This is a genomic window from Moorena sp. SIO3B2, from assembly GCF_010692525.1.
GTDB classification, from domain to species: Bacteria; Cyanobacteriota; Cyanobacteriia; order Cyanobacteriales; family Coleofasciculaceae; genus Moorena; species Moorena producens.
In genome coordinates, this window is the sequence record NZ_JAAHHE010000897.1 from 1 (window position 1) to 1,329 (window position 1,329).

Annotated in this window: 2 protein-coding genes; both read right to left on the reverse strand. The window is 33.5% G+C overall.

From position 1 onward, the window contains the following. Positions 1-3: 3 nt before the first annotated feature. The gene (locus F6K38_RS42175) at positions 4-597 is read right to left on the reverse strand and encodes a trypsin-like serine protease (RefSeq protein WP_287360815.1); all 594 of its coding nucleotides are present in this window, start codon (positions 595-597) and stop codon (positions 4-6) included. 216 nt (positions 598-813) lie between these two features. Then, positions 814-1,329, reverse strand: a 516-nt coding sequence (locus F6K38_RS42180) for a COP23 domain-containing protein (protein WP_287360818.1), incomplete at its 5' end; no start/stop codon positions are given.

The window sequence follows — 1,329 nt, forward strand, 5'->3', positions numbered from 1 at the left end:
CAGTTAGCATCTCGAGACTACATCTTCTGGTGGAGTTGGCCAACCAGAGACAAATAATTGACCAGAATCTGGAATAGTATTTGAATCTTTAAGGGAAGCAACGTAGTATTGATTAGAACTGTAACCCTGAAATTTAATTAGTGCTAGATCTACTCCTTGACCAAATTCTTTTTTGTCAATATATTGAATATCTGAGTCTTTTGAAAAGTGAATACTATGTTTGTCGCCATCCCAAACTACAATCCCATAACAATCAGCTCCTTTTTCAAGCACGTGCTGATTTGTTAAAACATAAAATGTATTATTTCGTTTAGCTATAATTACCCCTGAAGCTTGATTTTCTTTAATTTGTTTCTTTTTTTTGTCTATATTTTTAATAATTTTTGGCTCTGTACAATTCACATTTCCATAACTATCTTCTTCCTCGAAAGTTCCCGAATAATTACCAATAACAACTGTAGTCATTCTGCTAATTGCATTTATATCGTCTTCGCTATATTGATTTATAGATAAAGTTTTTGCATGAGGAGTTATTAGTAAACCTAATGTTGTAGTTATTCCTAAAACAAGCAAAGATAGTTTATGAGTGTGATTCATATTTTTTCCTCAAGTAGCTATTTTTATAGCCGACTAATATCAAAAATTTGACATTGCTGAATTCAAGTATGAATTTAGATCTTATGGTTTTGGTAAATCCCCCTAAATACAATACCCCAACTTTGGGTGACGAAAGAAAGTTTTGTTCCACCCAAAATTGGAGCGCTAGGGGTGCGTAATCATACCCATAATCAGCAACGCCATCTACTTTTGAGATTAGCAAAACTCACCACATTCTGGTGGATTAGGTTCTGGACGCTCAGGTCTTGAAGGTTTATTGTTATAATCTTCTTCTTTTTCCAAATAATCTTCTATATAAACAAGGTGAATCCACATTCTTGTTTCTCCTCCTGTATTATATACAGGGTTAAACTTCGATTCACCTCCTAAGTTACTGATCGCAACATTTATTTGTTCCATATAATCCTCTGGGTTCTTACCATAAGGAACATTAAACAAGTGGTTTTTCCTATTACAAACTAATCCATAAGGGGCTAGACAAATTCTATTAATATTAATATTATTTTCATTTTCATTTTCATTTTCACCTACTTTTCCATGGGTTACACCTAGTCCCTTCAGGTAATAGCCATTATCTTTATACCGATCGTTTAATTTTTTAGTTACATGCTCACATCGTTCTTTTGGTGTCCACCCAGTAAATTCTGTAGTCCTCCAAATAATTATTGGTGGTACTTTTTTTCCAGTTCTTAGTCCAACAGCAGTAGTTGA